Annotated in this window: 5 protein-coding genes; 1 reads left to right on the top strand and 4 read right to left on the bottom strand. The window is 66.7% G+C overall.

All coding sequences use genetic code 11. The features are described 5' to 3' along the window. Positions 1 to 21 precede the first annotated feature (21 nt). The 3 genes from ACW2Q0_RS30940 to ACW2Q0_RS30930 all read right to left on the bottom strand — a co-directional run bounded on the left by ACW2Q0_RS30940 (position 22) and on the right by ACW2Q0_RS30930 (position 2,020). A complete protein-coding gene (locus tag ACW2Q0_RS30940) occupies positions 22 to 243 on the bottom strand; it encodes a hypothetical protein (RefSeq protein WP_457194466.1) in 222 nt (73 codons plus the stop codon). 17 nt (positions 244 to 260) lie between these two features. Then, positions 261 to 1,028: a trans-aconitate 2-methyltransferase gene (locus tag ACW2Q0_RS30935; protein ID WP_457194465.1), complete on the bottom strand. Its 768-nt coding sequence runs from the start codon at positions 1,026 to 1,028 to the stop codon at positions 261 to 263. Between the two features lie 74 nt (positions 1,029 to 1,102). Beyond that, positions 1,103 to 2,020: a LysR substrate-binding domain-containing protein gene (locus ACW2Q0_RS30930; RefSeq protein ID WP_457194464.1), complete on the bottom strand. Its 918-nt coding sequence runs from the start codon at positions 2,018 to 2,020 to the stop codon at positions 1,103 to 1,105. 72 nt (positions 2,021 to 2,092) lie between these two features. Here ACW2Q0_RS30930 and dapA point away from each other — a divergent pair, with 72 nt between their 5' ends. Further along, positions 2,093 to 2,989: a 4-hydroxy-tetrahydrodipicolinate synthase gene (gene dapA / locus ACW2Q0_RS30925; protein WP_457194463.1), complete on the top strand. Its 897-nt coding sequence runs from the start codon at positions 2,093 to 2,095 to the stop codon at positions 2,987 to 2,989. A gap of 356 nt (positions 2,990 to 3,345) precedes the next feature. Here the strand turns inward: dapA and ACW2Q0_RS30920 are convergent, their stop codons facing one another. After that, positions 3,346 to 4,149 (bottom strand): aldose epimerase family protein, encoded by an 804-nt coding sequence (locus ACW2Q0_RS30920; RefSeq protein WP_457194462.1) that lies wholly within the window; start codon positions 4,147 to 4,149, stop codon positions 3,346 to 3,348. Between the last annotated feature and the right edge of the window lie 83 nt (positions 4,150 to 4,232).

Below are 4,232 nucleotides of genomic sequence, written 5' to 3'. Positions count from 1 at the left end.
CGGACATCGACATGGCCGGAATCAGTCGTCCTCGTCCCCGTCGGAGACGTCTGGGTCACGCAGTGGCCGGTGCCTGCCGCGAAGGTCGGGCAGGTAGAAGCTGTAGCGGCCTTCTAAGCGGATATGGTTACGGATGAACGCCGACAACCGGGCGGCGTCGTCATCTTCGGCCAGGTACTCGACCACTGCGGGGGGAGCGTCGAGCGGGTCCGGCAGGAGCATGCCCAGGTAGCGCACGGTCACCAGCTGAAGGGCGAAGCTCAGCCGGTCTTGTGTGCCACGGCAAACACCCTTCGGAAGGGCAGCCAGGTGGTTCCGTCGAGCTGGCGCGGGTAGGCCGCGCGCAACAGCGGTGCCAGTTGTGCGGTGAACTCCGGCCAGCCGGTGTCGTCGAGCGCCTTGCGCACCGGACGCAGGGTGGTGCCGGTGACCCATTCGAGTACCGGATCCTCCCCCGAGAGCCGTTGCAGGTAGGTCGTTTCCCAGGCGTCGACCGCGCAGCCCGCAAGAGTAAGCAGCTGGGCATACCCGCTGGCGTCGAGGACATCGCGGGGTTGGAGGATGCCTGTGGGCGCGAGCCGGTCGCGCCATTCGTCGCGGCCCGCGAGTTCGCGGATCGCACGATGCGATGGTGCGTCGAAGTTGCCGGGCACCTGGAGTGCTAGCCAGGCACCAGCGGGCAGGGCGTACGCCCATTGCGGCAGCAGGGTGGTGTGCGTCGGCACCCAGTGCAGTACGGCGTTGCTGATCACGACATCGGTATCCGGTGCCGGCTGCCAGTCCTGCACCGCGCCGAGTTGTGCGTCGATGCCGAGACTCCTTGCCGCGGCGACCATTTCGGGTGATGAATCCGAGGCCTCGATAATCGCGCCTGGCCAGCGCTCGGCCAGGGCGGCGGTGAGATGTCCTGGGCCGCAGCCGAGGTCGACGACGCGGCGCGGATCCTCGGCCCCGATTCGACCGATTAGTTCGAAGAATGGACGCGAGCGGTGGTCATCGAAGGCCAGATACTTCTTGGGATCCCACATTGCGGCTCCAAGTCGATTCAATCAAACCGTACATACGTACTTTATTCCGCCTGGATGATCGAGATCAGGTGGGGCTACTCGGGTGCTGCCGCCATGGCACCCACCTGATCCTCGAGTGTGCTGGAAATTGTTGTGGCGGACACGCGTAGGGCGGCACCGGCCGCGGCTACGGCGGGGTGTCGGCCGGTGCCGCGCCGGTAGGCCAAGTGGGTTTTGCGTCGGGTGCGCAGGGCTGTGAGCACGACGTTCGGTGGCGAGGTGAGTGCGCCGAGCCCGGGGACGAGGGCGACACCCTGGCCGGCGGAGACGAGGGCGAGGACAGTGCTGAAGTCGTCTATATGATGACGGACCCGCGGACTGAAACCGGCTGCCTGGCAGGCCCGGATAGTCATGATGTGGCAGAGCGTACCCGGGGTGCCGACGATCCAGGAGGCGTCGCGGTTGTCTGCCAGCGCCGTGGCGGTCTGGGCAGCCAGGTAGATGGTCTCCTCGAGCAGTGGTTCGGTGTCCAGGGCGGGATCGGGTTCGGCGGGCACGTAGTCGTACTCCTGGACCAGCGCCAAGTCGAGCGTATCCGTGCGTAGCGCATCCGGGACGGTGGCCGGATCCAGTTCTGTGACAAGCAATTCCAGCCGGGGATGGTCTCGGCTCAGCGCGACCAAGGCCGGGGACAGGATGGTGGCGACCGCCGTCGGGAAAGCGCCGATGCGCAGTGTTCCGGTGAGTGCGGCGCGGGAGGCGGCGAGGTCGGCGGTGGCCTGTTCGAGGGCCGCCAGGATTGTCTCGGCGTGTTCGACCAGGGTGAGTGCGGCGGATGTCAGCGTGACGCGTCGCCCGGTACGTTCGAGCAGCGCAACGCCTGCCTCCCGCTCCAGCGCGGCCAACTGCTGGGACACCGCCGATGGCGTGTAGCTCATCGCCTCCGCGACTGCCGCGATCGTCGTGCGGTGGGCCAGTTCGCGCAGTAGACGCAGTTTCCGGACATCGAGCATCAGTTCAGCTTATGCTCGACGGAAGAAAGATGAAATAGACCTGAAGTATTGTGCTGGGCCAGTCTGGAAACCATGACGCTCACCGGCCTCTTCGTCCCCCTGATCACGCCGTTCGCCGCGAATGGCGAGCTGGCCGCCGACACACTGGCGGGCCTGGCCCATGAGGTACTCGACGACGGGGCAACTGGCATCGTCGCGCTCGGTACCACCGCCGAAACCGCCACCCTCACCCCGGAAGAGCGCCGGCGTGTCCTCGATATCTGCGGCACGGTCTGCCGAGAACACAACGCGCCCCTGATCGCCGGCGCAGGCACGAACTCCACCGCGGATTCGGCCGCAGCGCTTTCCACCCTCGACCCCACTGTCGTCACCGCCAGCCTCACCGTCGTGCCCTACTACACCCGGCCTTCCGAAGCGGGCGTACTCGCCCACTTCCGCCATCTGGCCGCCACCAGCCCGGTCCCCCTCATCGTCTACAACATCCCGCACCGCACCGGCCGCACCCTGGGCCCCGACACCCTCCACGAACTCGCCCGCATCCCGAATATCATCGGCTTCAAACATGCCGTCGGCGGCATCGACGACACCACATCCACTTTCATGGCCACCCTCCCACCCGATGTCGCCGTCCTGGCCGGTGACGACCTCCACGTGGCCCCTCTGCTGGCCCTCGGTGCCCGCGGCGCCATCCTCGCCTCTGCCCACCTGGCAACCTCCACCTTTGCCACCCTGATCCGCCTGTGGCACGACGGCCCCATCCAAGAGGCTCGCACTCTCACCCACCACCTGACCCCGCTCTCCGCCGCCCTCTTCGCCGAACCAAACCCGGCAGTCATCAAATCCGCCCTGGCCGCCCAGGGTCGAATCCCCACCCCCATCGTCCGCCTCCCCCTTCTCCCCGCCACCCCCGAAACAACCACCGCTGCCCTCGAAGCCCTGAACCACCTCCCTGCAACCGTCCCCGCCTGACCGGCCGCTACGCCCAATCCCTCGAGTACGACACTCGGATCGACGCGTCCCGACAGGTGCACTCAACCGAGCCATTCGGTGCCTGAACTGTCGGCTAGATTCCGAAAGCCCACGGTGCCTCGCTGACCGCTCGCAATCGGATGCGCCGACCCGATCGGAGACACTGCAGCCGCAGTTGTCCGGATCTCGACGGCAAGGCCGGCACTATCCGTCGGCTTCGTGGTGTCGACACGGATCCCGCCGTCAGTTCCAGCGGTCGACGGTGCGCGGCCCAGGCATCCCAATCGCGCGCCGAGCGGAACGCCCGGGAACTGATCCTCAACGGTGTGGCCGCCGAGATCGATTGCGCATAGGACTCACGCGAGCAGACGCCAGGCCCAAGTGGTGGACAGTTCCAAAGGGTCGCTCGTGCTGACCGGTCGGGGGTGGGTATTGATGCCGTTGGGTGGACCGGATTGTGGCTCGACACAGGCGGCTTCGGGCTGCTGGTCGAAGATGACGACCGACTCGGCGGGACTGGTGATGGTCAGTTCCAGGGCATCGGGCCAGGTCAGGGTGACAGCGGTGCCATCTGGCATCGCGAAACAGTCGTCCCAGGGGCCGGGTTGCGGGGCGCGGCGGCGGCCAGTCGGGAGATAGTCGCAGCCGCGCTCCTCCTGCCAGGCAGCGGTGAAGCCGAGCTGGATGTCCTTGCCGGAGCCCAGATTTCGCAGAAACCACGGATGCCAACCGACCTGTGCCGGAAACGGCTCACCCGCGGTTTCGACCCGCATGGTGAGGTTGATCGAATGCGCGGTGAGCTGGATTTCCTGGGTGACTCGCCCTCGATACGGCCATGGGTCCGTGAGCTCGCAGCTCAGCGCGGCGGTGGATGCCGTGGCGCTGAGGATATGCCAGGCCGTGTCGCGGGCCGTGCCATGGATGGCGTGCGGGGCGGCGTTTATCGGCATCTGATGCAATGTCCCGCCATATCGGAACTGTCCCAATCCCATTCGGCCACACCAGGGCGCCATCGGAAATGCGCCATACCGTGGCCCCTGTCGCAACAGTTCCAGCTCACCGGCCCGGAAGCTGGTCAGCCGCCCGCCGTTGCCCGGGTCGATGCAGACCTGCGCATTCCCCGCGGTCAACACAACACCGGAACTGTCTGCATCGGCCATTGGCGCGCCTCCTCCGACGATCGGGTCAGGTAAGACAGTGCCATGAGCAGCCCACCTGATCACGCTGTCCAACGCGGCCGTGC

It is taken from the genome of Nocardia citri, from assembly GCF_054065835.1.
Note: the sequence above shows the minus strand (reverse complement) of the source record. Positions and strands in the feature narration are given on the sequence as shown.

Excerpts from the sequence above, each read along its gene's own strand:
- ACW2Q0_RS30935 (WP_457194465.1), bottom strand. The coding sequence starts at position 1,028 with ATGTGGGATCCCAAGAAGTATCTGGCCTTCGATGACCACCGCTCGCGT.
- ACW2Q0_RS30930 (WP_457194464.1), bottom strand. The coding sequence starts at position 2,020 with ATGCTCGATGTCCGGAAACTGCGTCTACTGCGCGAACTGGCCCACCGC.
- dapA (WP_457194463.1), top strand. The coding sequence starts at position 2,093 with ATGACGCTCACCGGCCTCTTCGTCCCCCTGATCACGCCGTTCGCCGCG.
- ACW2Q0_RS30920 (WP_457194462.1), bottom strand. The coding sequence starts at position 4,149 with ATGGCCGATGCAGACAGTTCCGGTGTTGTGTTGACCGCGGGGAATGCG.